The 22,922-nt window shown below is 72.2% G+C and carries 21 protein-coding genes; 13 read left to right on the plus strand and 8 right to left on the minus strand.

Going from position 1 to position 22,922, the window contains the following annotated elements:
• The first annotated feature begins 2 nt into the window (after positions 1-2).
• The 3 genes from ACIQWX_RS44925 to ACIQWX_RS44935 all read left to right on the plus strand — a co-directional run bounded on the left by ACIQWX_RS44925 (position 3) and on the right by ACIQWX_RS44935 (position 2,470).
• The gene (locus ACIQWX_RS44925; protein ID WP_400884891.1) at positions 3-929 is read left to right on the plus strand and encodes an ATP-binding cassette domain-containing protein; all 927 of its coding nucleotides are present in this window, start codon (positions 3-5) and stop codon (positions 927-929) included.
• Positions 926-1,756, plus strand: coding sequence for an ABC transporter permease (locus tag ACIQWX_RS44930; protein WP_400884894.1), 831 nt, complete (start codon positions 926-928; stop codon positions 1,754-1,756). Before ACIQWX_RS44925 ends, ACIQWX_RS44930 begins: the two co-directional genes overlap by 4 nt.
• A 135-nt stretch (positions 1,757-1,891) precedes the next feature.
• A complete protein-coding gene (locus tag ACIQWX_RS44935; RefSeq protein WP_400884897.1) occupies positions 1,892-2,470 on the plus strand; it encodes a hypothetical protein in 579 nt (192 codons plus the stop codon).
• 63 nt (positions 2,471-2,533) lie between these two features.
• On the opposite strand, the gene ACIQWX_RS44940 is transcribed toward ACIQWX_RS44935, so the two are convergent.
• Positions 2,534-3,250 (minus strand): BTAD domain-containing putative transcriptional regulator, encoded by a 717-nt coding sequence (locus ACIQWX_RS44940; RefSeq protein ID WP_400884900.1) that lies wholly within the window; start codon positions 3,248-3,250, stop codon positions 2,534-2,536.
• A 330-nt stretch (positions 3,251-3,580) separates the two neighbouring features.
• Between ACIQWX_RS44940 and ACIQWX_RS44945 the strand changes: the two genes are divergently transcribed.
• Complete coding sequence (locus ACIQWX_RS44945; protein ID WP_400884903.1) at positions 3,581-4,195, plus strand: ScbR family autoregulator-binding transcription factor; 615 nt, start codon at positions 3,581-3,583, stop codon at positions 4,193-4,195.
• Positions 4,196-4,281: 86 nt separating this feature from the next.
• Here the strand turns inward: ACIQWX_RS44945 and ACIQWX_RS44950 are convergent, their stop codons facing one another.
• Entirely contained in the window at positions 4,282-4,911 is a 630-nt protein-coding gene (locus ACIQWX_RS44950; RefSeq protein ID WP_400884906.1) for a ScbR family autoregulator-binding transcription factor, read from the minus strand.
• A 215-nt stretch (positions 4,912-5,126) separates the two neighbouring features.
• Between ACIQWX_RS44950 and ACIQWX_RS44955 the strand changes: the two genes are divergently transcribed.
• Complete coding sequence (locus ACIQWX_RS44955) at positions 5,127-6,083, plus strand: ScbA/BarX family gamma-butyrolactone biosynthesis protein (RefSeq protein ID WP_400884909.1); 957 nt, start codon at positions 5,127-5,129, stop codon at positions 6,081-6,083.
• Positions 6,080-7,294 carry an NAD-dependent epimerase/dehydratase family protein gene (locus ACIQWX_RS44960; protein WP_400884912.1) on the plus strand — a complete coding sequence of 405 codons (1,215 nt, stop codon included), beginning with the start codon at positions 6,080-6,082 and terminating at the stop codon, positions 7,292-7,294. Before ACIQWX_RS44955 ends, ACIQWX_RS44960 begins: the two co-directional genes overlap by 4 nt.
• A gap of 74 nt (positions 7,295-7,368) precedes the next feature.
• Here the strand turns inward: ACIQWX_RS44960 and ACIQWX_RS44965 are convergent, their stop codons facing one another.
• Genes ACIQWX_RS44965 through benA form a run of 4 tightly spaced genes read right to left on the minus strand, consistent with a single transcriptional unit; the run spans position 7,369 to position 13,938 of the window.
• The gene (locus ACIQWX_RS44965) at positions 7,369-10,011 is read right to left on the minus strand and encodes a LuxR C-terminal-related transcriptional regulator (protein WP_400884914.1); all 2,643 of its coding nucleotides are present in this window, start codon (positions 10,009-10,011) and stop codon (positions 7,369-7,371) included.
• A gap of 16 nt (positions 10,012-10,027) precedes the next feature.
• The gene (gene benC, locus ACIQWX_RS44970; protein ID WP_400884917.1) at positions 10,028-12,064 is read right to left on the minus strand and encodes a benzoate 1,2-dioxygenase electron transfer component BenC; all 2,037 of its coding nucleotides are present in this window, start codon (positions 12,062-12,064) and stop codon (positions 10,028-10,030) included.
• 9 nt (positions 12,065-12,073) lie between these two features.
• Entirely contained in the window at positions 12,074-12,580 is a 507-nt protein-coding gene (benB, locus tag ACIQWX_RS44975; RefSeq protein WP_400884919.1) for a benzoate 1,2-dioxygenase small subunit, read from the minus strand.
• Positions 12,577-13,938 (minus strand): benzoate 1,2-dioxygenase large subunit, encoded by a 1,362-nt coding sequence (gene benA, locus ACIQWX_RS44980; RefSeq protein WP_400884922.1) that lies wholly within the window; start codon positions 13,936-13,938, stop codon positions 12,577-12,579. Before benA ends, benB begins: the two co-directional genes overlap by 4 nt.
• A gap of 169 nt (positions 13,939-14,107) precedes the next feature.
• Here benA and ACIQWX_RS44985 point away from each other — a divergent pair, with 169 nt between their 5' ends.
• From ACIQWX_RS44985 to ACIQWX_RS45015, 7 genes are all read left to right on the plus strand, one after another.
• Complete coding sequence (locus ACIQWX_RS44985) at positions 14,108-15,013, plus strand: LysR substrate-binding domain-containing protein (RefSeq protein WP_400884925.1); 906 nt, start codon at positions 14,108-14,110, stop codon at positions 15,011-15,013.
• Positions 15,013-16,116 carry a mandelate racemase/muconate lactonizing enzyme family protein gene (locus ACIQWX_RS44990; RefSeq protein WP_400884927.1) on the plus strand — a complete coding sequence of 368 codons (1,104 nt, stop codon included), beginning with the start codon at positions 15,013-15,015 and terminating at the stop codon, positions 16,114-16,116. The genes ACIQWX_RS44985 and ACIQWX_RS44990 overlap by 1 nt, the downstream gene beginning before the upstream one ends.
• A 14-nt stretch (positions 16,117-16,130) precedes the next feature.
• On the plus strand, positions 16,131-16,976 hold the full coding sequence (gene catA / locus ACIQWX_RS44995) for a catechol 1,2-dioxygenase (protein ID WP_400884930.1): 846 nt from the start codon (positions 16,131-16,133) through the stop codon (positions 16,974-16,976).
• Entirely contained in the window at positions 16,976-17,251 is a 276-nt protein-coding gene (gene catC / locus ACIQWX_RS45000; protein WP_400884931.1) for a muconolactone Delta-isomerase, read from the plus strand. Before catA ends, catC begins: the two co-directional genes overlap by 1 nt.
• Before the next feature lie 85 nt (positions 17,252-17,336).
• Positions 17,337-18,227, plus strand: coding sequence for an alpha/beta fold hydrolase (locus tag ACIQWX_RS45005; RefSeq protein WP_400884934.1), 891 nt, complete (start codon positions 17,337-17,339; stop codon positions 18,225-18,227).
• Entirely contained in the window at positions 18,224-19,243 is a 1,020-nt protein-coding gene (locus ACIQWX_RS45010; RefSeq protein ID WP_400884937.1) for a VOC family protein, read from the plus strand. Before ACIQWX_RS45005 ends, ACIQWX_RS45010 begins: the two co-directional genes overlap by 4 nt.
• Complete coding sequence (locus ACIQWX_RS45015) at positions 19,240-20,793, plus strand: bifunctional 3-(3-hydroxy-phenyl)propionate/3-hydroxycinnamic acid hydroxylase (RefSeq protein ID WP_400884939.1); 1,554 nt, start codon at positions 19,240-19,242, stop codon at positions 20,791-20,793. The genes ACIQWX_RS45010 and ACIQWX_RS45015 overlap by 4 nt, the downstream gene beginning before the upstream one ends.
• Here the strand turns inward: ACIQWX_RS45015 and ACIQWX_RS45020 are convergent.
• Positions 20,783-21,391, minus strand: a complete 609-nt coding sequence (locus tag ACIQWX_RS45020) for a TetR/AcrR family transcriptional regulator (protein WP_400884942.1) — start codon at positions 21,389-21,391, stop codon at positions 20,783-20,785. The two genes, ACIQWX_RS45015 and ACIQWX_RS45020, sit on opposite strands and share 11 nt — an antisense overlap.
• A gap of 4 nt (positions 21,392-21,395) precedes the next feature.
• Positions 21,396-22,919, minus strand: a complete 1,524-nt coding sequence (locus tag ACIQWX_RS45025; RefSeq protein WP_400885351.1) for a bifunctional 3-(3-hydroxy-phenyl)propionate/3-hydroxycinnamic acid hydroxylase — start codon at positions 22,917-22,919, stop codon at positions 21,396-21,398.
• Positions 22,920-22,922 lie beyond the last annotated feature (3 nt).

Consider the following 22,922-nt stretch of genomic DNA (forward strand, 5'->3'; position numbering starts at 1 on the left):
CCATGGTCACCGGCTACGCAATCGAAGCACGGGGGCTGCGCAAGTCCTATGGCGACGTGGACGTCCTGGAAAGCGTCGACCTGAGCGTGCGGCGCGGCACGATGTTCGCGCTGCTCGGCCCGAACGGTGCCGGCAAGACCACGACGGTGCGGATCCTCAGCACCCTCCTGGACGCCGACGGCGGCACCGTGACGATCAACGGCCACGACCTCGCCGGGCCCAAGCGCAAGGTGCGCGAGCAGATCGGCCTCACGGGTCAGAACACCGCGGTCGACGAGCTGCTTACCGGCCGCGAGAACCTGGAGATGATGGCCCGGCTGTTCCACCTGGCGCTGCCGGCCGCGAAGACCCGCGCCACCGAGCTGCTCGCGCAGTTCGACCTGACCGAAGCCGCCGACCGCCCGGTCAAGACCTACTCCGGCGGCATGCGCCGCCGGCTCGACCTGGCGATCAGCCTGATCACCTCGCCGCCGGTGCTGTTCCTCGACGAGCCGACCACCGGTCTCGACCCGCGCAGCCGTTCGGCGATGTGGGACGCGATCCGGGAGCTGCTCGACGGCGGCACCACGATCCTGCTCACCACGCAGTACCTCGAGGAGGCCGACCAGCTCGCCGACCGGATCGCGGTCATCGACAAGGGCCGCGTGGTCGCCGAAGGCACGGCGGCCGAGCTGAAGCGCAAGGTCGGCACCGAGCGGCTGAAGCTCACCTTCGCCACCGCCACCGAGGCGGCGCGCGCGCACGACGTCGTGGGCGGCGTGCTGACCGACGACACCGTCAGCGTCGCGATCGACCAGTCCGCCCAGGTGCGGCGGGTGCTCAACCAGATCGCCGACGCCGGCCTCGAGACCACCGGGCTGGAGCTCTCCGAGCCGACCCTCGACGACGTTTTCCACACCCTCACCGGAACCACGGGAGAGAAGCGATGACCCAGACCCTGTCCAGGGAGGTCGAAGGGACGCAGCTCCCCGAGACCCCGAGCCGTTCGGCGTTCGCGCTGGTGCTGTCCGACTGCCGCGTGCTGATCGGGCGCAACGTCAAGCACATCCTCCGCAACACGGAGATGCTGTTCCAGGCGGTTTCGCTGCCGATCGTGCTCCTGCTGCTGTTCCGCTTCATGTTCGGCGGCGCCATCAACATGTCCGGCGGCCTGGCCTACATCGACTACCTGCTGCCGGGCCTGCTGGCCATCAGCATCGCGTTCAACTCGACGACCACGGTGGTCGGGGTGGCCGCGGACCTCACGCAGGGGCTGGTCGAGCGGTTCCGCTCGATGCCGATGGCCGGCCCGGCCGTGCTGGTCGGCCACGTGGTCTCCGGCGTGCTGCGCAGCATGCTTTCGTTCGTGGTGATGGTCGCGGTCGGCCTGGCCATCGGCTTCCGCCCGGCGGGCGGCGTGCTCGGCTGGCTCGGCGCGATCGGGCTGCTGGTGCTGTTCGCCTCCGGCGTCTTCTGGCTCGCCACGCTGCTGGGGTCGATCGCCAAGACCGTCGAGGGCGCGGGTGGCCTGGGCATGATCCTCGTGTTCGTCCCCTACGCCACCAGCGCGCTCGTGCCGACGGCGTCCATGCCGTCGGTGCTGCGGGCCGTCGTCGACAACCAGCCGGTGACCGTGCTGATCGACGCCGTCCGCGGCCTGATGAACGGCACCGACCTGGGCTCGACCGGCTGGCTGGCGCTGGCCTGGTGGGGCGTCATCACCGCCGGTGCCGCGTACCTCGCGATCCGGAAGTTCCACCAGCGCTCCCGCGGCTGATCCCTCCCGCGGTACCGGAAGCGGCCCGTGCCCTGCGCACGGGCCGCTTTCTCGTGCGCGCAAGGTCGACTTTAGGTCGGTCGGGCACTCTGCGTAGAGGAGATCAGACCAGTCCGTGAAGTGAGGTGGCTGCCGATGCCGACCCGCATCGCCGAGAACCCGGCCGTGACCCTCGACGCGTGGTCCGCCCCGCTGGCGGCCGACCCGGCCGGCGCGGCGGCGTTCCTCGCCGAGGTCGCCGACCGGGTCGCGCACCGTCCGCGCGTGCTCGCGCTGAGCGCGGGCCCGGTGGCGGACGAGCTGGCGGAACTCGGGTACGCCGTCGCGGAGGCGGGCCTCGACAGCCTGCCCGCGCAGCGTTTCGACGTCGTGTACGCCGGTGCGGACGTGCTTTCCCGGCTGCTCGTGCAGCGGGAGCAGGTACGCGCGGTCCGCCGGCTGGCGGCGCTGCTGCGGCCCGGTGGCGCCCTCGTCGTCCAGGGCCACCACCCCGACCCGGCAGGCTGGGCTTCGCACCCGCTGGTGACCGGGCACGACTGCGCGCGCCAGACGCTGTTCCTGGCCGACGCGCGGGTGCCGCTGCGGTACGTGTGGCCGTCGGAGCTGGACCTCATGGCCGAGCTGGCCGAGCTGGCGCTCGACAGCCGGTGGGGCGGCTGGTACGGCGAGGCCGCCGCGTGCGGCTCGCCGGTCGTCTCCCTCTACCGAAGCTGAAAAAGGGCCCGGTCCCCGCTGGTGGCGGTGGACCGGGCCCCTGGGAGCCGGACGCGGGCCGGGTCAGACCGCGTCCGACATCTCGCCGACGAGGATGCTGTGGTGCAGCTTCCGCAGCGAACTGCCGGGTTCGATGCCCAGTTGCTGGACGAGGTGCTGCCGGGCGGAGGCGAAGGTCTCTAGGGCCTCCGCACGGCGGTTCGAGCGCAGCAGGGCGGTCATCAGGTACTCGTAGAACGTCTCGCGCAGCGTGTGTTCCTTCGCCAGCGCGGACAGCTGACCGACGACCTCGCGGTGCCGTCCGATCAGCAGCTCGGTTTCCATCAGCAGTTCCAGGCACTCCAGCCGGCTCTCCTCGAGCAGCGTGGCGTAGGCCTGGACGTCGGGGGAGTCGGTGAAGCCGCCGAACGCCTCGCCGCACCATAGATTCGCGGCTTCGCGCAGGACGGCCGCGGCCTCCTTGTAGTTGCGGTCCCAGTACAGGGCCCGGCCGCGCTCGTAGAGGCGGGTGAAGCGGTCGGCGTCGAGCTCGCCGTCCTTGACGTGCAGTGAATAGCCGCGCGGGCTGGTGACGACGGGGCTGTCGTCGGCGTCGTCACCCGTGCCGCGCAGCAGCTTGCGCAGCTGCGAGACGTAGACGTACAGCGCGGCGCTCGCCCGGGCCGGCGGGTGCTCTCCCCAGAGCTCGCCGATCAGGTGCTCGGTGGTCGCGACCTGGTTGCGCTTGACCAGCAGCACGGCCAGGAGCGTCTCGATCTTGCGAGCCCGCGGGGCGCTCACGCCGGGCCGCCCCGTGACTCTGATCTGCCCCAGTATCCCGTAGTCCATTTCCAGTGCCCTCCGGTGTCCGCGTCGATCGGATCTGCCCGGCCCGGCGCCCCCAGTGTTGTCCTCCAGCGCCCAACTGCCCGGTCCCACTCCGGCAGCGTACTAAACCGACCTCCCGGTTTTCAAGACAAAACCGGGAGGTCGGTCGGTTTGTTCTGTGAGCGGTCGCGAATCCCGTTGTCAGGGGCCGGAAACTGGGGTTCCCCTAGTTGTAAACCGGGCGGTTGGTATGTAATCATGATCGAGACGCGCAGACCCCTGCGCCGGACGAGGGGACCGACGGTGACCAAGCAGGCACGCTCGGAACACACGCGGCGCCTGTTGCTGGAAGCCGCGGCCGAGCTGCTGCACCGCGACGGGTACGCGGCCACCAGCATGGTGGGCATCGCCCAGGCGGCGGGGGTCACCAAGGGCGGCCTGTACTTCCACTTCTCGTCCAAGGACGAGATCTGCGACGAGGTCCAGGCCGCGGCGACGGCGGTGCTCGAGGAGCACGTGAGCCGCCAGTCGGCGGGGCCCCGTTCGGCGCTGCCGAGGCTGGCGGACCTGAGCCGGGCGTTGATGCGCTGGCTCGACAAGGACCCGAAGGTGGGCGCGAGCTTCCGGATGGCCCGCGAGATGGGCTCGGTGGACGAGCGGTTCGTGGTGTTTTCCCGAGCGTGGCTGGCCCAGGTCCACGAGTACGTGGCGGAGGCGCTGGCCGGCGGCGAGCTGGGCGCGGACGTGCCGATCGAGACCGCGGAGCTGCTGGTGGTGGTCACGTGTGTGGGTCTCGAGTCGGTGGTGTCGAGCCGGATCGTGGTCCCGGACAGCGATTTGGCGGCGACACTGGGCAAGTTGTGGCGGTTGCTGGAGCTGTCCCGCCACCCGGCCGCCGCCCGCACGGCCCGCACCTGAGGGTTCGGCTGGCCGGCTCGCCTGCCGCCGCGGGCGTGAAAAAGGGCGGCCCGGCACCAGCCCGGCCGCCCGTTCCCCGAAAACCCTCAGACCGCGGCCGTCACCTGGGCCGTGCCCTCCGGGACGAACCGGTGCACCCGCCGCGGCGGGACCACCGAGCTCAACACCGTGGTCCACATGAACGTCACCCGCTCGAGCAGGTCGTTCCGCCCCGTCAGCACCTGGGAGCTCAGCTGGATCCCGGTGAACGACGCCTGGACGAACATCGCCAGGTCGTACGCGTTGATCTCCTTGCGCAGGTCGCCCGCGGCCTTCGCCGCGAGCAGGCACCCGTGGATCGTGTCGATCCAGCGCTTGTACGCGTTGCCCGCCGGCGCGATGAACGATCCCTGCTCGATGACCAGCCGGATGCTCGCCCGGACCCGCACGTCGGACTGCAGGCTCGCCGCCATTCCCTGGGTCAGGTCGATGACCGTCTGCAACCCCGGGTCGTCGATCTCCGCGAGTGGGTCCCAGACCGTGAACTGCTCGTCGATCAGCGCGTCGGCGAGGTCTTCCTTCGACTTGAAGTGGAAGTACAGCGCACCCTTCGTGACACCCGCCTCGGTCAGGATGTCCGAGAGGCTCGCGCCGAGGAAGCCCACGGCGTCGAACCGCGAGGCGGCCGCCTCGAGGATCGCGTTCCGTGTCTGCTCCGCACGCTCTTGGCGAGCCACGTCAGCCCCTCTCGCTCTGGCCGATCGGTCCACAGTAGACCATTCGGCGGTATCCCCGCGTCAGAGGGACAGTCTACGTCCCGGTGGCCGCGAAAGCCACTAAAAAAAACCGCTCGGTTGGTATGGTTTTGCGTGTCCGATTCCGCTAAAACTGATGTGGGGGGCACTGGGGTACTGGGGATGGACATTCTAGGAGGACCGTCATGGTCGGCATGATGCTTCAGGAGTCTGTGCGCGAAATACCGGAAACCAAGATCGACACGATCCCGGCGGTGAGCTCGGTCGACTTCCAGCAGACGATCCCGCGGAGCCTCGTGCACCGCGCGGCCGTCTCGGAAGTCTTCGTCACCGACCTGCACATCCTCGGCGAAGGCCGGTTCGAAGTCGGCGCGCAGTGGCCGCGCCGGCACAGCTTCTTCGGGCCGCGGACGCCGGTTTTCCACGATCCGATGCTCTACGCGGAGACGATCCGCCAGGCGGTGCTGCTGATCGCGCACCGTGCGTACGGGGTGCCGCTGAGCCACGGCTTCCTGTCGGACCACAAGGAGTACGCGGTCGAGCAGACCGGGCTGGCCACGCTGGGGCGGCCGGTCGACGTGGTCCTGCGGGTCACCGCGCACGAGGTCGAGTTCCGGGGCAAGAACGTCGGCGGCATGCGGCTGGACTTCGAGTGCTTCCGCGACGGGCGCCGGATCGGCACCGGCTCGGAGCGCTGGCGCTGCGTCTCCTCGGCGGTCTACCGCCGGGTGCGGGGCGACCACTTCGCGGCGACGCCGTTCCAGGCCGCGGTCCTGCCCGCGGTCGCGCCGGCCTCGGTCGGGCGTGACCGCGTGGAGGACGTCCTGGTGGCGGCGACGCCGACGGACGGCACCTGGGCGCTGCGCTTCGACCCGGACCACGCGGTGCTCTTCGACCACCCGGTCGACCACGTGCCGGGCATGGTGCTCGTCGAAGGGGCCCGCCAGGCGGCGCTGCTGGCGGTCGGCGACCCGTACGCGCTGCCCGAAAGAGCGGACTTCCGGTTCGACTCGTACGTCGAGTTCGATTCGGAGTGCCTGCTGGTGGTCGAAGCGGACGCCACCGGGCCGGGCCGCACCCGGACCGTGCGGGTCGACGTGCGGCAGAAAGGCACGACGGCCGCGAGCGGCACGCTGGCACTGCACTTGTCGTGAGAACCGGTGAGCCGGACCTGCTGGTCACCGGCGCGACCGGCTTCGTCGGCACGGCGGTGCTGCGCGAGCTGGTCGCCCGCGGCGAGGGCGCGCGGATCCGCGTCCTCGCCCGCCGCCCGCTACCGGGCTGGATGACCGCCGCGGGCGTGACGACCTGGCGCGGCGACGTCACCGACGCGGCCGGTCTGGTGGGGCTGTGCACCGGCATCACGACGCTGGTGCACCTGGCCTCGCAGGTGGGGGGCGACGCGGCGTTGTGCACGGCCGTCAACGAGGACGGCACGGCCAAGCTGCTGGCGGAGGCCCGCCGAGCGGGCACGGCGGAGGTGCTGTACCTGAGCACGTGCGCGGTCTACCGCGACGGCGTGCACCAGGGGGCGGCGGAACCGACCGGTTGGTTCGGATCGGGGGCGGTTCCGGGGCCGCCACCCGGCCGGGACCGGCTGGTGAACAGGGGGCAGGGGGCCGAAGGCGGCGAGCCGGGCCGGGGTCCGGCCGGCCACGGCGGACGGGGGTCCGGGCCCGCGGCGGGTGCGGGGCCGCTGACGGGGCGTGGTGGGACAGGTCCGGTGGCCGGTCGCGGCGGGGTCGAATCCACTCTGGGGATGGATTCGGGTTCGCGAACCGGTCACGACCACCCGGCCGGCGGGGCCGCTCCCGTGACGGGCCCGGCCTCCGCGACCAGCCGCAGCAGGCTGGCCGGCGAACGCCTGGTCCTCGCCGCCGGCGGGGTCGTCCTGCGGCCGCACCTCATCCACGGGGCCGGGGATCGGCACGTCGTGCCCGCCCTCGCCCGGTGGATCACCGCCGTCCCCGCGTGGGCGGCGGGCGGTGCGGCCCGCACGTCACTCGTCGCGGTCGCCGATCTGGCCGCGGCGATCGCCGTGCTGGCGCTCAACCCCGGTACCGGCGGGGCGGGCGAGGTCTTCCACGTCGCCGATCCCGATCCGGTTCCGTTGCGCGGCCTCATCACCGCCGTGTGCGCGCTGCTCGACCTGCCGGTGCCGGTCGCGGACCTGACCCTCCTCGAGCACCGGGCCCGCACGCGCGCGGCGCTCCCGGCGCTCACCGACCACCAGTACTCGCTGCTGACGCGGGACCACTGGTACGAAAGCACGCGAATCTGGGAACTGACGGGCGTTTCCCCGGGCCCGGGCTTCGGCCCGCGCCTCGCCGAAGCGGCCGGCTGGTACCGCGAATCCCTGGGTTGAGATGGACCGTCCACTGAGGACGGTCCACCGCAACGTCACGGCCGTGTCGTCGAGGCAGAAGACCGGGCGCTCGGTCAAGCCCCTTCGACGCCGTACCGGGCCGCGAGCTCGGTGCGTGAGCGGATGCCGAGCTTCGCGTACACCCTCGTCAAGTGGTACTGGACGGTCTTGCCGGACAGGAACAGCTCCGCGGCGACCTCCTTGTTCGACCACCCCTGGGCGACGAGCCGGCTGACGGCCTCCTCCTGGGGCGTCAGCCGCGAGCCGGAGCGGGTCAGGTGCACCCCGCCCGCCTTCAGCTCGCGGTCGCAGCGTTCGACGCAGGTCGTCGCGCCCATCGCCGCGAAGCCGTCGCGGGCCGCCGTGAGCACGACGTCCGCGCGTGCTCGGCGGCCGAGGCGGCGCAGCGTCTGGCCGTAGCCGAAGTTGATGCGGGCCTGGTCGTAGCGCAGGGGCAGGGTGCCGATCAGGTCGAGGGCGTCGTCGAACGACGTCGTCGCGGCGGTGACGTCACCGCGGGCGCCGTGCAGCCGGCCGCGGGCCGCGCCGAGCCGGGCGCGGGCCGAGCGGTGGTCGCGCTTGGCGGCCAGTTTCTCGTGTGGCAAAAGGAAAGCGTCGGCTTCGTCGAGCCGGCCGAGCAGGACCAGGGCGTGGGCGTACATGTCCGCCCACGGCCAGTGCCCGGGTTCGTCGGTGCCGGCGCCGGGCGCGGGCCGGGTCAGCGGGTACAACGCACGCAGCACGCCGGCGGAGTCGGCGCGCGCCTCGGCGAGGTGCGCCCGCGCGAGCTGGCTCGGCACCCGCATGATCGGGTAGTCGCCCGCGCCGATGGCGGCCCGCAGCAGCCCGGCTTCCGCGTCGTCGAAGTCGCCGCGCAGGGCGTGCACCGCCGTGGCCGTCCACTGCAGCAGCGGGCCGGTGAGCAGGATTCCGGTGCGTTCCTGCAGGTCGAGCGCGTCGCGGACGGTCGCCAGCGCCTCGGTCCACTCGCCGGTGAGGAACTGCGTGCGCGCGAGCCAGGCGCGTGCCCACAGCGAAATCCGGGCGGACCCGCCGAGGTAGCTGGTCGGGATCGCGCTTTCCAGGTCGACGCGGGCGTCGTCGAGCTGGTCGGTGAGCAGGTTGAGCCAGCCGCGGGCCATCGTCGCGCGCTGGGCCTGGGCGCCGTGGCGCAAGCGCGCGGTGAGCTGCTCGTAGTCGCGGCGAGCCTGCTTCGCGCGCCCGGTGGCGGCCAGGCCGAGACCGCGGATGGCGGCGGCTTCGACGGCTGGAGGGGTGTCGGCGCCGGCCAGCTCGATGGCGCGGTCGGCCCACCGCACGAGGTCGCCGCCGTCGTAGCGGGCGAGCGCGTCCAGGACGTACCGCTGGCAGATGAGCGCGGCGGTCTCCGGGTCGCGCTCGGCGTTGACGATGTCCCACGCCCGCCGCAGCCGCGTGCCGGCTTCGGCGGCCCGGCCGCGGACCACGGCCAGGTACCCGAGGACCGCGTCCCGCAGCGGGGTTTCGTGGCCGCTCTCCACTTCCGGCACCAGGGCCGCGGCGCGGAACACGTCGCCGGCGCCGATCAGCGCGTCGACGGCGCGGGTGAGCCGGGCCTGCCGGTACCGCGGGTCGTCGGTGAGCCGGCTCGCGTCGCTGAGCAGGGTCGCGGCGGTGCCCCACGCGCCTTCGGCGGCGCGCTCGCGGGCGAGGTCGTCGAGCCGGCCGGCCAGCCCGGGATCGGGTACCGGACTGGCGGCGACGAGCAGCCGCAGCGCCCGCACCGGGTCGTCGACCAGCCCGGCGGCCCGGCGCTGCAGCCCGGCCCGCCGCGCCGGGCCCAGCTCGGCCAGCACCGCGGCCCGGACCATCGGGTCGGGCGGGCCGACGTGGGTGAGGCCGCGCGGCGCGAGCCGGACGAGCCCGGCGGCGACGGTCTCGTCGATCAGCGGCAGCGGCTCGGCGTCCAGCTCGGCCAGCGACAGCACCGCGCGCACCGGCGTGTCCGCGCCCAGCACGGCCGCGGCTTCGGCGAACCGCCGCGCGCCCGGGGTGCACGCGGCGAGGCTTTCGCGCACGCGGGCGTCGGTGGCTTCGGGCGCGGGCAGGGCGGGGTCGAACCGGGACCAGAGCGCGCGGGGGAGTTCGGTGAGCAGCTCCACGGCCGGGCGCGGCCGGCCCTCGGTGTGCCGGCGCAGGCGTTCGGCCATCGTCGGGTGCAGCGCGACGCCGTAGGCCGCGGCCAGCTCGCCGACCTGTGCCGCGTCCAGCGGCGGGAGGCGCGGGACGTCGGTCGCGAGCTTCGGCAGCAGGTCCAGGACGTCGGCGGCGGCGCGCCGGTCACCGGTGTTCGCGGTCGCCACGACGTGCGGGCCGAGGTGGTGCCGGCGCGCGGAACCGAGGGTCTGCAGCGACTCGACGTCCGCGAAGTGCGCGTCGTCGATCACCAGGAGCGTTCCGGGTTCGACGCGGTCGGCGAGTTCCGCGGCCGTGCCGAGTGGGTCGGACACCGGCAGGTCCGGGATCGCCTGGGTGAGCAGGGCGTACGGCGCACGGGCTTCCCAGACGGCTGCGGTGACGCTCAGGACCGGGCCGTCGTGACGGCCGGCGAGGTGCCCGGCCAGCGCGGAAGTGCCGATCCCCGGTGGTCCGGCGAGCAGCACGAACCGGCCCGGGCCGGTCCGGAGCAGCCGCTCCAGGCCGGCCGCGAGCTCCGCACGCCCGATCAGCGGTGCCACGCTCACCTCACCGGTCTCAGCCGAGGTCACCCCCGGCCACGGGCAGGACGGTCCCGGTCACGTACGAGGCCTCGTCGGAGGCCAGGAACGCGATCGCCGCGGCCTGCTCGTCCAGCGTGCCGTATCGCTTGAGCAGCGACGACTCGAGCGTCTGGTCGATGTGCGCCTGGAACCACGCCCGCTCCCGGTCCGACTCGAGCGGCGACCCGCCGCGGGAGACGCGCCGGGGCGGGGCGTCCGTGCCGCCGGGTGCGGTGGCGACCACGCGGATCCCCGCGCCGGCGTACTCGACGGCGAGGGACGCGGTGAGCGCGTTGATCCCGCCCTTCGCCGCGGAATAGGGGATCCGGTGGACGCCGCGGGTGGCGGCCGAGGAGACGTTGACGATCACGCCGCCGCCCCGCCCGCTCATCGACGGCAGCGCGGCCCGGCAGGCGAACAGCGTGGTCAGCAACGACCGCCGCAGCTCGGCCTCGATCTGCTCGGGCGTGAACTCGGTGAACGGCTTGAACCAGATCGCCCCGCCGACGTTGTTGACCAGCACGTCGATCCGGCCGTGCCGGGCGAGCGCCGCGTCCACCACGGCCTGGGCGCCGGTCCACGTCTCCAGGTCGGCGACGACGGCTTGGGCGGAAAGTTCGCCGGCCAGGCCTTCGACGAGGTCCGAACGGTCGGCCAGCACCAGGTCGCCGCCCTCGTCGGCGATCCGGCGGGCGGTCCGCTCGCCGATGCCCTGGGCCGCGCCGGTGACGACGACGACCTTGCCGTCGAACCGGCCCGGCGTGACGAACCGCGGCCGCTCGCCGGCGGTCGCGGCCCGGCGGGTGGCCGGCGCGGGAAAGACCGCCTGCCCGGCGATCGCGCGTGCGGTGGCTGTTTCCTCCTCGACGGGCCGCACCGAGCCGCTCCTCAGCGCGGCGACGGCGGCTTCGGGGAAGACGGTCTGGCCGGCCAGCGCGCGGCTCGCGCCGGGGTGGTCGATCGGTCGGGCGACCACGGGCTCCGGCTCGGGCACCGCGACAAGCTGCGGCGCGACGGGCTGTGGCGCGGCGGCGAGAGCGAACTTCTCGTAGTGGAACCCGGCGGGCTCGAACCCGGCACCGGCGAAGTGCGTGCGCACGGCCTCGACCATCGGCGGCGGCCCGCACAGGTAGACGGCGACGTCGCCGCCGTGCAGGTGCTCGTCCCGGATGAGTGTGGTGACGTACCCCTTGTTCGGGGCCGCGCTGCCCGGATCGGCGACGCAGTGGTCCCACGTGAGGCCGTCGACCTGGGCGGCCAGCTCGGTGAGCGTCTCGACCTCGACGAGGTCGTCATCGGTGCTGACGCCGTAGACCAGGTGCGCCGGCCGGGTCGAGCCGGCCGCGCGCAGCGTGCGCAGGATGGACAGGATCGGCGCGAGCCCGGTGCCGCCGGCCAGCAACAGCAGGGGACTTTCGTTCTCCCGCAGGAAGAAACTGCCGTGCGGCCCGGTGAACGTCAGCTCGTCGCCCACCCGCGCCCGCTCGGTCAGGTAGTCCGACATCACGCCGCCGGGCGTGAGCTTTACCAGGAAAGTCAGGTGCTTGTCGTCGGGGGCGTTGCTGAACGAGTACGAGCGCGTCTCGGCCGTCCCCGGCACGGCGATGTTGACGTACTGGCCGGGCAGGAACGCCAGCTGGTCCCGCTCCGGCGTCTCGAGCGTGACCGCGACGGTGGTGGGGGAGAGCCGGTCGAGCGCGGTCAGTGTCGCCGGGTAGGTTGCCGCCTGGGTTTTGGCGACCGCCGACGTGCTCGCGATCCGCAGCACCAGGTCGGACTTCGGTTTCATGCTGCACGGCAACACATAGCCGCTCTCGGCTTCGTCCGCGGTGAGCGCGTCGTCGATGTAGCTGCCGCCGTCGTACTCGCCGGATTCGCAGAACGCCTTGCACGTGCCGCAGGCGCCGTCGCGGCAGTCCAGGGGGATGTTGATGCGCTGCCGGTAGGACGCGTCCGCGACGGTCTGGTCCGGCGCGCACGTGATGAACCGGGTGACACCGTCCTCGAAGGACAGGGCGATCTGGTGCGTCATGACGGGACCTCAGATGTGGTAGACGTCGACGACGTGGTGGATGTAGTCGTTCTTGAGCACCACGGTCTTGCGGCGGATCAGCGGCGCCGGGCCGGAGAAGTCGATGGTGTAGAAGGAAGTCCCGTAGTACGGGTCCACCGTCTTGTACCGGAAGTACATGGTGTGCCAGTTGAACCGGACGTCCACGACGTCCCCGTGCCGCTCGATCAGCTCGACGTTGGTGATGTTGTGGCTGGTCCGCGGCTCCGGGATGGACGTCGCGCTGGACCGCTCGGTGCGGATGCGGAACACGCGGTCCTCGAGCCCGCCCTTGTTCGGGTAGAAGATCAGCGAGACCGACGTCTGCGGGTCTTCGGTGAGCAGATCGTCGTCGCCCCAGGAAGGCATCCAATAGACGACGTCGTCGGCGTAGCACTCCAGCCACTTCTCGAACTCGCGGTCGTCGAGGTAGCGGGCTTCGCGGTAGAGGAACTGCTCGATGTCGTGCTGGGTGACGGTCTTTTCGGCGGTCGTCATCGGGTTTCCCCTCGCTCCGCGGCGATCGCGGCCCGCATGGTCTCGCGCCAGTAGCCGTGCTGGACGGGGTAGAGCCCCTCGTCCTCGTTCTTCTTGCCGGCGGAGATGACGCCCTTCATGCCGAGGGCTTCGGCGACCTCGTCCGGGCCGGTCAGCCAGTGCTGCGCGCCGCGGCTCATGTCGTTCCAGGGCGCGGCGGTGGCGCGGAAGGTGAGCTGGCAGGAGCGGAACTCCTCCAGGTCGTCCGGGGTGGCCATGCCGGAGGCGTTGAAGAAGTCCTCGTACTGGCGGATCCGCCACGCCCGCGCGTCGGCGCTCTCACCCTTCGGGGCGATGCAGTAGATGGTGACCTCGGTCTTGTCCGGCGCGATCGGCCGGAAGTGCCGGATCTGCGTGGAGAACTGGTCCATCAGGTACACGTTGGGGTAGAGGCAGAGGTTGCGGGAGCCGCGGACCATGAACTCGCCCTTGGCGTCGCCGAACTTCTCCTTCAGCTCGGCCATTCGATTCCACAGTGGACGGTCCTGCGGGTTGCCCGCCCACGTCCACAGGCACAGGTGCCCGTTCGGGTAGGACCAGTAGCCGCCGCCGGACTTGCCCCAGCTGCCCGCGTCGAGCGTCTTGGTGTCGTTCTTGGACTCGCCGGTGTTCCGGCGCGCGGTCGTCGCCGCGTAGTTCCAGTGCGTCGCCGTGACGTGGTAGCCGTCGGCGCCGTTCTCGGCCTGGACCTTCCAGTTGCCGTCGTAGGTGTAGGTCGACGCGCCGCGCAGCACCTCCAGGCCGTCGGGGGACTGGTCGACGAGCATGTCGATCACCTTGGTGGTGTCGCCGAGGTGCTCTTCGAGGGTCGAGACGTCCGGGTTGAGGCTGCCGAACAGGAAGCCGCGGTAAGAGTCGAACCGGGCGACGCGCGTCATGTCGTGCGAGCCGCCGGTGCCGAAGCTTTCCGGGTAGCCGGCGCCGTCGGGGTCCTTGACCTTGAGCAGCTTGCCGTCGTTGCGGAACGTCCAGCCGTGGAACGGGCAGGTCAGCGTGGTCCGGTTGTCGGTCTTGCGGCGGCAGATCATCGCGCCGCGGTGGGCGCAGGCGTTGACCAGGCAGTGCAGCTCGCCGTCCTTGTCGCGGGTGAGCACCACCGGCTGACGCCCGATGTGGGTGGTGAAGTAGTCGCCGGGGTTCGGCAGCTGGCTTTCGTGGGCGAGGTAGATCCAGTTGCCCTCGAAGATGTGCTTCATCTCCAGCTCGAAGACCTCTTCGTCGGTGAAGATCCGCCGGTTGGCGCGGTACACGCCGGCTTCGCGGTCTTCGACGACCGCGTCGGCGACGACGGCGGAAACGTGCTCCAGCATCTCTGTCATGGCTCCGAACCATGACAGGCCGTGGCGCCGGTCACCCCAGGCAAAAGCCTAGAGCTGACCTAGGGTGTGATTGAGAACTGCTGTTTATCAATCACGTGAAACCAGGTCTTTGTCTTCGATCAGCGGCGTCCTTACCGTGAGGAGACGAAGCACCGGGAGGAGGCCCGCCGTGGAACTGCGTCACCTGCGTTACTTCGCCACCGTCGCCGAGACGTGCCACTTCGGCCGCGCCGCCGAGCGGCTGCACATCGCCCAGCCGGCGCTGTCGCACACGATCCGCCAGCTGGAGGACGAGCTGGGCGTGGCCTTGCTGGCCCGCACGACCCGGCAGGTCCGCGTCACCCCGGCGGGGGAGTTCTTCCTCGGCGAGGTCCGGCGCGTGCTCGCGGCCGTCGAGGCCGGGGTCCGGGGCGTCCGCCGCATCGGCGACGGCCAGCTCGGCCTGGTGCGCGTCGGCTTCACCGGGACCGCCGCCTTCTCCCACCTCCCGCAACTGGCTCGTGCGCTCGCGCAGCGGGTCCCGCAGGTCGAGCTGGAGGTCACCGCCGACCTCCTCACGGCCGAGCAGTGCGCGCAGCTGCGTGACGGCTCGCTCGGCATCGGCGTCCTGCGGCCGCCGGTGACCGGCGACGACATCGACTACCGCGTGATCGAGGTCGAGCCGCTGGTCCTCGCCGTCCCGGCCGACCACCGGCTGGCCGTCGAGCCGATCGTCGCGGTCGCCGACCTGCGGGCCGAGCCGTTCGTCACCTACGACGGGCGCAACTCGGTCGTGCACGAAGCCGTGCTGCGCAGCTGCCGCGACGCCGGCTTCACCCCGGACCGCCAGCACGAGGCCCCGGGCACCGCGGCGCTGCTCGCGCTGGTCGCCGGTGGCCTCGGCGTCGGCGTCGTGCCCGCGTCGGCCCGGTCGCTGCCGCTGGCCGGGGTCGTCTTCCGGGACCTGGCCGGCGCGGCGAGCGTCGAGCTGGCGCTCGCCTGGCACCGCGAATCGTCATCGCCCCTGGTCACCACCGTCCTCGCCGCGCTCGAGGACGTGTTCCCGTCCGCCCGCCCACCAGCCGAGGTCACCTGATGAAGATCACCGGGGTGGAGGCGATCCCGTTCGCCATCCCCTACCGCAAGCCCCTGCGGTTCGCCTCCGGCGAGGTGCACGCAGCCGAGCACGTCCTCGTCCGCGTGCACACCGACGACGGGATCACCGGCCTCGCCGAAGCCCCGCCGCGGCCGTTCACCTACGGCGAGACCCAGGCCGGGATCGTCGCCGTCCTCGACGGGATCTTCGCCCCGCAGGTGGTCGGGCTCAGCCTGACCGACCGTGAGACCGTCCACACGCGACTGTCGCGGACGGTCGGCAACCCGGCCGCGAAGTCCGCTTTGGACATGGCGATCTGGGACGCGCTGGGCCGGACGCTCGACGTCTCGGTGACCGAACTGCTCGGCGGCTACACCGACCGCATGCGCGTCTCGCACATGCTCGGGTTCGACGAGCCCGCCGCGATGGTCGCCGAAGCCGAGAAGATGCGTGACACGTACGGCATCACGACGTTCAAGGTGAAGGTCGGCCGGCGCCCGGTGTCCCTGGACACCGCCGTGGTGCGGGCGTTGCGCGAGGGCCTCGGCCCGGCCGTCGAGCTGTACGTGGACGGCAACCGCGGCTGGACCGCGGCCGAGTCGGCCCGCGCGATGAAGGAGATGGCCGACCTCGGCCTGCTGTTCGCCGAGGAGCTGTGCCCGGCCGACGACGTCCTCGGCCGCCGCTGGCTCGTCTCGCAGCTGGACGTGCCGTTCATCGCCGACGAGTCCGCCGTGACGCCCGCCGACGTCACCCGCGAGATCCTCGGCGGCTCGGCCACCGCGGTCAGCATCAAGACCGCGCGCACCGGCTTCACGCGGTCGCAGCGCACCCACCACCTGGCCGAGGGGCTGGGCGTGGAAGTCGTGATGGGCAACCAGATCGACGGCCAGCTCGGCTCCCTGTGCACGGTCGCGTTCGGCGCGGCCTACGCGCTGACGTCCCGCCGCGCGGGCGAGCTGTCCAACTTCCTCGACATGAGCGACGACCTGCTCACCGAGCCGCTGTGCATCGCCGACGGCGAGCTGGCCGTCCGGCCCGGCGCCGGCCTCGGCGCGTCGATCGACCTCGAAAAGCTCCGGCGCTACCGCCAAGACCGTTGAATCAAGGAGGATTCATGACTGCCATCCACGAGAACGCCACCGCCGCGGCTTCGGGCGCCAACGCCACCGAGCGCTTCAAGTCCGACAAGCTCGCCGGCGTGGCCGCGACGCCGCCGGAGCGCGTGAGCCTGCTGGCGCGCGAGGTCCTCGAAGCGGTGCACGGCACGATCCGCCGGCACAAGGTCACCTACGACGAGTACAACGCGCTCAAGTCGTGGCTGATCGCCGTCGGCGAGGACGGCGAGTGGCCGCTGTTCCTGGACGTCTGGGTGGAGCACGTCGTCGAGGAGGTCGCGACCGAGCACCGCGAAGGCAACAAGGGCACGATCGAGGGCCCGTACTACGTGCCGGACGCGCCTGTACAGGACCGTGCGGTTCCCATGCGGGACAACGAACCCGGCACGCCCCTGACGTGGACCGGCCGGGTGACGTCGACCGCGGGCACGGCGTTGGCGGGCGCGAAGGTCGAGCTGTGGCACGCCGACGCGGACGGCTTCTACTCCCAGTTCGCGCCAGGCATCCCGGAATGGAACCTACGGGCGACGTTCCTCGCGGACGCGGACGGCCGGTTCGAGATCCACACGGTCCGCCCGGCGCCGTACCAGATCCCCACGGACGGCGCGTGCGGCAAGCTGATCGCGGCGGCCGGCTGGCACGCGTGGCGCCCGGCGCACCTGCACGTCAAGGTGTCGGCCCCGGGTCACGAGCTGTTGACGGCCCAGCTGTACTTCCCGGGCGACGAGCACAACGAGGACGACATCGCGTCGGCGGTGAAGCCGGAACTGCTGCTGAACCCGAGTTCCGTCGACGGCGGCGAGGCCATCGAGTACGGCTTCGTCCTGGACCCGGAGCGCTCCTGATGCTGTACCACGTCCGGATGGACGTCCGGCTGCCCGCCGATCTGGACGCTGCGACGCGCGCGGAGATCGTGGCGCGCGAGAAGGCGTACAGCCAGAAGCTGCAGCGGGACGGCAAGTGGCCGCAGCTGTGGCGGATCGCGGGGGAGTACGCCAACTTCTCGATCCTGGACGTGGCCGACCACGACGAGCTGCACGCGTTGTTGTCGGGGCTGCCGCTGTTCCCGTACATGGACATCGAGGTCACGCCGTTGGCCGCGCACCCGTCCAAGATCTGACGGCCTCCTTGACGGCATCTCTGCCCGCACCTTACCGTAGCGGTCATTCCAATTGGAACGATCACTACGGAAAGGTGGTGCGGCGGTGGACACGCTGGTTCCCGGCGAGGTCGTCCGGACCGAGCTGACCGTCCGGGCCGGGGCTCGCGACGCTTTCCTGACCGAAGCGGTCCCGGCCACGGGCGTGACGCGGGACGTCCCGATGGTGCTGCTGCACGGCGGCGGCCCCGGGGCCACGGGCGCGTCGAACTACGTCCGCAACATCGAGGCGTTCGCGGGCGCCGGCTACCGGGTCCTCGTACCGGACCTGCCCGGCTACGGGCAGTCGGCCAAGCAACTCGACCAGTCCGATCCCTTCGGCGACCTGGCCCTCTTCGTCCGCTGCCTGCTCGACGCGCTCGACGTCGAACGGGCGCACCTGGTCGGCAACTCCTACGGCGGCGCGGCCGCGCTGCGGCTCGCGCTCGACCGGCCGGACCGCGTCGCCCGCCAGGTGCTGATGGGCCCCGGCGGCGTCGGCACCACCCGGGCGCTGCCGACCAAGGGGCTCACCGCGCTGCTGAACTACTACACCGGCGATGGCCCGTCGCGGGACAAGCTCCGCGCGATCCTGCACGACCACCTCGTCCACGACGCCTCGGACGTGCCCCCGGAGCTGCTGGAACTCCGCTACCAGGCCAGCATCCAGCCCGAGGTCGTCGCGAACCCGCCACTGCGTCGTCCGAGCAGCCTCCGCACGCTGCTGAAGACGGACTTCACCCGCAGCCGGAGCCGGCTCGCGCGCTGCACGGTGCCCACGCTGGTCGTCTGGGGCACCGAGGACCAGGTCAACCGCCCCTCCGGCGGCCCGTGGCTGGCGCACGCCCTCCCGGACTGCGACCTGCACCTGTTCGCCCGCACCGGCCACTGGGCCCAGTACGAGCGGGCCGATCGCTTCAACACCCTCGTCTTGGACTGGCTGGCGGGCGGGGCATGATCACCCGGCCGGACATCTTCGGCGCCGCCCGGCTCGGCTACCTCGTCGTCGGGTCCGAGCGGCTCACCGACTGGCACCGGTTCGGTGCCGACGCCGTCGGCCTGCACGTCGACGAATTGACCCGCGACGCCCTGCGGCTGCGGCTCGACGACCGCGAGTGCCGGTTCCTCGTCGAACGAGGCCCCCGCGAGGACGTCACCGCGATCGGCTGGGAGATCGACGACCACGAGACGTTCGACGTCGTCCTGGGCCGGGTCCGCGCCGCGGGCCTGCCGATCTCGGAAGGCGGCGCGGAGGAAGCCGCGCTGCGCGGGGTGGACCGGCTGTGGCGGTTCCCCGGCCCGAAGGGCGTCGCGACCGAAGTCTTCACGCGGGCCCGGACCACCGCCGCGCCGCTGCGGATGCGCACCACCGCGTTCGTCACCGGGCGCTCCGGCCTGGGCCACGTCGCCATCACCACCACCCGCCCCGAGCAGCTGCACACCTACTGGAACACCCTGCTCGACCTGCGCCTGTCCGACCGGATCACCGAACGGGTCGGGCCGGCGAAACTGGCCATCCGCTTCCTGCGCAGCGGGCCGCGCCACCACTCGATCGCGCTGGCGAACGTCGCCGGGCTGCGGCTCGACCCGGTCCGGACCGCGGTGCAGCACGTCAACATCGAGGTGGCCCGCCTGGACGACCTGCTAGCGAGCTTCCACCGGGTGACCGAGCTCGGCTTCGCGATGGCCTGGTCGGTCGGGCAGCACACGAACGACCGGGAGCTGTCCTACTACTGCGTCACCCCGTCCGGGTTCGAGCTGGAGGTCGGCTGGAACCCGGTGGTGATCACCCCGGAGCTGGAGGCCACGTGGGAACCCGGCCACTACGACGCCATTTCGCTCTGGGGGCACACGACGGTCGGTGCGCGGGTCGCCACGCTGATGAGCGGGTTCCAGGCGACCGTGCGGTCCCTGCGCGAGCGGGAAGAGACCGTGCCGGCGCTGTCCACGATTCCCCGCGGGGTGCGGCGATGACAACCCACGATGTCGCGGTCATCGGGTACGGCCCGGTCGGTGTCACCGCGGCGAACCTGTTGGGGCGCCTGGGATTGCGCGTGCTGGTGGTGGAGCGCGACGCCGACGTGTACGCCCGCGCCCGCGCGATCTCCACCGACGAGGAGGTCGTCCGGATCTGGCAGCGCGCCGGCCTGGCCGACGCGCTCACCGCCGACATGCTCGCCGACCGGCCGCTCACCTTCGTCGACGCGGCTGGCCGCACGTTCCTGTCGTTCACGCCCGAGACGCAGGGCAACGGCTACCCGCCCCAGCAGTTCATCTACCAACCCGCACTCGAGCGCACCCTCCGTGCCGGCGTCGAGCGGTACGAGAACGTCGAAGTGTTGCTGGGTAACGAGTGCACGGCCCTGTCCCAGGACGCCGACGGCGTGGACCTCACCATCACGCCCACCGGATCGGCCGCACCCCGGCGGTTCCGCGCGTCCTACGTCATCGCCGCCGACGGCGGTTCCAGCCCCACCCGCACCCGGCTGGGCATCGGCTTCTCCGGCCGCACGTACGAGGACCGCTGGGTCGTCGTCGACACGCGCGTCAAGCGGCCGTGGCCGGAGGCCGACCGGCTGCGGTTCCACTGCAACCCGGCCCGCCCCGCCGTCGACTGCCCGACCCCGCTCGGCCACCACCGCTGGGAGTTCCCCGTGCTGCCCGGTGACGACGAAGCCGCGCTGGTCTCGTCCGACGGCGTCGCGGAACTGCTGGCCGGGCAGGGCATCGGGCCGGAGCACGTCGAGGTGCTGCGCGCGGTCGTCTACAACCACCACGTCCGGTTCGCCGACCGGTGGCGGGCCGGGCGGGTGTTCCTGGCCGGCGACGCCGCGCACGTCATGCCGCCGTGGATCGGCGAGGGCATGGCTTCGGGCGTGCGGGACGTCGACAACCTGTGCTGGAAGCTCGCCGCCGCGTGCGACCCGGCGTTGCCCGCCGAGACCGTCGAGCGACTGCTGGGCTCGTACGAAACCGAGCGGATGCCGCACGTGCGGGCGGTGACCAGGGCGGCCGTGTTCTTCGGCCGCGTGATCACCGAACGCCGTCCGCTCGTCACCGCGGTGCGGGACCGGACGTTCCGGCTCGTGTCCCGGCTGCCGGGCCTCGGGACGTACCTCAGCAGCGCCCGCTGGCTGCCGCCCACCGGCAGCCGGGACGGGTTCCTCGCGGCCGGTCCGGGAAAGCGGGCGACCGGCAAGCACATCCCCCAGCCGTGGGTCCTCGACCAGCGGGGGCGGCGCGCCCGGCTCGACGACGCCCTCGGCAGCGTCGCCTGGACCGTGCTCCACACCGGTCCGCGGGCCGGCTTCGACCGCTGGTGCGACGCCGGTGCGGCCGTCCTCGAGCTGCGCCCGGCCGGGCACGACCCGGACGTCCACGCGCTCGTCGACGTCGAGAACCGCTTGCGGGAGTGGATGCGCCGCCGCCGGGTCACCGCGATCGCGGTCCGGCCCGACGGGATCGTCTACGCGGCCGCCGGAACCGGCGAACAGCTCCCGCCTCCTGCCCTCCTCAGCCGGTGACACCCAGCTGATCGGCGGCGGTCAGGACCGCGCGGGCGTGGAGCTCGAAGAGCCGGACGAGGTCGACGCGGTCGCCGCCGATCTCCTTGGCGATGAACAGGCCGTCGGCGGCCGCGATCGCGTACGTCACCAGGAGTTCGACGGCTGATTCGTCAAGTTTTCCGTCGATGGAGCGGATGATGCCGGCGACGTAGGTGTGGGCCGTGTCGCGGACCCGCAGGAACACCGTGCGGGCGCTGGGATCCTGCGGCCGCCGCTCCAGCGCGAGCATCAGGCCGAGCCGGAGGAAGTCGGGTGCTTCCAGCAGGGCGTTGGCGACCGAGACGGCCAGCGTCTTGACGCGCTCGGCGGCCGGTCCGGTCAGGTCCGCGAGCCGGACCGCTTCGAGCCAGGTGGCGAAGCTGCGCTCGATGACCGTCGCGATCAGCTCGTCCTTGTCCTTGAAGTGCCAGTAGATCGAGCTGGCGGGCAGGCCGCACTTCGCGCTGACGAGGGCGATGCTGGTGCCGTCGTAGCCGCGTTCGCTCGCCACTTCGACGGCGGCGTCGAGGATCTTGCGGCGCGACTCCTCGCCGTCGGCGCGGCGCTGACGGGCCATGGGTTCACCTCCGCGGATTCCCGCCCAGTGTAGTGACCGGCGCGCGGCGGACCGGCAGCGCCGCGCGGAGGGCGGCCAGGTCGCGGCCGGCGCTGTGCACTGTCCCGTCTGGACGGACGACGGCGAAGCCGCGGCGCAGCCAGCGGTGCAGCGGGCTTCCAGGCCGGGCGACCACGAGCACGGCTCCTCGCTGTTCGACGTCCGCCCGCTGCGTGGGGGACGGCTCGGTGGTGGTGACGACGGCGAACCGGCCGGCCGCCACGTCGTCGAGGCGACGGCCGCCGTCGACCGGCGCGTTCGGGCATTGCCGGCCGGCCAGCGACCGCCGCAGGCGCGGACGCCGGACGAGCGCCGAACGCCGGAGTGGCGGGGTCTCGGTTTCGAGCACGCGCCCGCGCAGGCCGGGCACGCGGTGCAGGCGGGGTGCGGCGACGCGGCGGATGAAGGTGCCGAAGTCGCCGCCCTCGGTCATGGCGGTGCCCATCAGCTTGGCCAGCCGGATCATGGTGGTGGCGTGTGGTTTGCGTTCCGGCTCGTAGGTGCCGAGGACGGTTTCGGGGAGGGTGCCGTCGAGGACGCCGGCGAGCTTCCACGCGAGGTTGACCGCGTCGCGCAGCCCGGCGCCCATGCCCTGGCCGATGAACGGCGGGGTGAGGTGGGCGGCGTCGCCGAGGAGGAAGACCCGCCGGTCGCGCCACCGGTCGGCCACCTGGGCGCGGAAGGTGTACTCGGCGACGCGGACGACGTCCAGTTCCGCGGCCGGCACATCCCGCGTCCACGGCTTGATCAGGGGAAGCAGGTCGGCCGGCTCGCGATAACCGTCGGCGGTCTCGCCGTCGGCCAGCTGGAACTCCCAGCGGTGGCGGTTCGCCCCGACGCGCATGTAGGTGGCCGCGCGGACCGGGTCCGAGACCTGGTGCACGCCCTCCCACGCCCCCAGTTCGGCGTCGGTGCGGACGTCGGCGACGAGCCAGCGCTGCGTGAACCCGAGGTCGCGCATGACCGCGCCGATCGACGTCCGGACCAGGCTGTTGGCGCCGTCGCAGCCGAGGACGTACCGCGCGCGCACCGAGCCCGGCCGGCCGGACTCGGTGAACGTGACCCGCACGCCGCCGGCCTCCGGCGCGAGCGACGTCACCTCCGCGCCGCCGCGCACGGTCGCCGCGGGGTGCCGCTCGAGTCCGTTGCGCAGCAGCGCTTCCAGCTCGGGCTGGTCGAACATGCTGGCTTCGGGGTAGCCGTGCCTGCCGTTCGCGGCGTCGCGCTCGAACTCGGCGAGCACGTGCAGGTCCCGGTCCACGAGCCGCAACCCGTTGCAGCGCCAGGAGATCTTAGAGAACTCGTCGAAGAGGCCGAGCCGGCCGAGGATCCGGCAGACCTCGTCGTCGAGGTGGACGGCCCGGGGCTGGGGGTAGATCGTTTCCCACCGGTCCAGGACGAGGCACTCGACGCCGTACTGGGCCAGCAGCGTGGCGGCGGTGAGGCCGGTCGGGCCCGCGCCGACGATCACCACGGGCACCTCGGTCATCTC

Origin of the sequence: Amycolatopsis sp. NPDC098790, from assembly GCF_044759945.1 — a bacterium.
Classification (GTDB): domain Bacteria; phylum Actinomycetota; class Actinomycetes; order Mycobacteriales; family Pseudonocardiaceae; genus Amycolatopsis.

What these genes read in the sequence shown, in the direction of transcription:
- ACIQWX_RS44925 (WP_400884891.1), top strand. Translation starts at nt 3, where the DNA reads ATGGTCACCGGCTACGCAATCGAAGCACGGGGGCTGCGCAAGTCCTAT.
- ACIQWX_RS44930 (WP_400884894.1), top strand. Translation starts at nt 926, where the DNA reads ATGACCCAGACCCTGTCCAGGGAGGTCGAAGGGACGCAGCTCCCCGAG.
- ACIQWX_RS44935 (WP_400884897.1), top strand. Translation starts at nt 1,892, where the DNA reads ATGCCGACCCGCATCGCCGAGAACCCGGCCGTGACCCTCGACGCGTGG.
- ACIQWX_RS44955 (WP_400884909.1), top strand. Translation starts at nt 5,127, where the DNA reads ATGCTTCAGGAGTCTGTGCGCGAAATACCGGAAACCAAGATCGACACG.
- benC (WP_400884917.1), bottom strand. Translation starts at nt 12,064, where the DNA reads ATGACGCACCAGATCGCCCTGTCCTTCGAGGACGGTGTCACCCGGTTC.
- benB (WP_400884919.1), bottom strand. Translation starts at nt 12,580, where the DNA reads ATGACGACCGCCGAAAAGACCGTCACCCAGCACGACATCGAGCAGTTC.
- benA (WP_400884922.1), bottom strand. Translation starts at nt 13,938, where the DNA reads ATGACAGAGATGCTGGAGCACGTTTCCGCCGTCGTCGCCGACGCGGTC.
- ACIQWX_RS44990 (WP_400884927.1), top strand. Translation starts at nt 15,013, where the DNA reads ATGAAGATCACCGGGGTGGAGGCGATCCCGTTCGCCATCCCCTACCGC.
- catA (WP_400884930.1), top strand. Translation starts at nt 16,131, where the DNA reads ATGACTGCCATCCACGAGAACGCCACCGCCGCGGCTTCGGGCGCCAAC.
- catC (WP_400884931.1), top strand. Translation starts at nt 16,976, where the DNA reads ATGCTGTACCACGTCCGGATGGACGTCCGGCTGCCCGCCGATCTGGAC.
- ACIQWX_RS45010 (WP_400884937.1), top strand. Translation starts at nt 18,224, where the DNA reads ATGATCACCCGGCCGGACATCTTCGGCGCCGCCCGGCTCGGCTACCTC.
- ACIQWX_RS45015 (WP_400884939.1), top strand. Translation starts at nt 19,240, where the DNA reads ATGACAACCCACGATGTCGCGGTCATCGGGTACGGCCCGGTCGGTGTC.
- ACIQWX_RS45020 (WP_400884942.1), bottom strand. Translation starts at nt 21,391, where the DNA reads ATGGCCCGTCAGCGCCGCGCCGACGGCGAGGAGTCGCGCCGCAAGATC.
- ACIQWX_RS45025 (WP_400885351.1), bottom strand. Translation starts at nt 22,919, where the DNA reads ATGACCGAGGTGCCCGTGGTGATCGTCGGCGCGGGCCCGACCGGCCTC.